Source organism: Shigella sp. FC1967 (assembly GCF_001743005.1).
Taxonomy (GTDB): domain Bacteria; phylum Pseudomonadota; class Gammaproteobacteria; order Enterobacterales; family Enterobacteriaceae; genus Proteus.
Window position 1 is genome coordinate 1 of the sequence record NZ_MIIZ01001285.1, and the last position, 423, is coordinate 423.

The window sequence follows — 423 nt, forward strand, 5'->3', positions numbered from 1 at the left end:
CAACCCTCTGTACGACGGATTTACGCGGGTCTCCATGGGCTGAAACGACGAGTCCCGCCGCGTGTAATTCCAATATGCCCTTGTGTCGGATATTGATTGCCGCATTGATATCTCGGTCATGTTCAACTCCACATTCAGGGCATTGCCAGATACGCTTATGTAGTGGCATTTCTGACATTTTATGACCGCAGCAATGACAGGTTTTCGAACTGGCAAACCATTGATCCAGTTTTACCAGATGGACGCCTTTTTTCTACGGCTTTATATTCCAGCTTTGTGATAAAACCATGCCAGCCTGCATCTCCGATAGCGCGAGCCAGACAGTGGTTTTTCATCATATTCGCCGATTTCAGTGTCTCGACAATTACCGCTTGGTTTTCGTCAACAATTGCACGAGAGAGTTTGTGTTGAAAATCAGCACGG

1 pseudogene is annotated in these 423 nt (G+C 47.0%); it reads right to left on the reverse strand.

Features of this window, described 5'->3' with window-relative positions:
* Window positions 1–423, reverse strand: a pseudogene (locus tag BHE89_RS21260) (RNA-guided endonuclease InsQ/TnpB family protein); the annotation flags it as partial.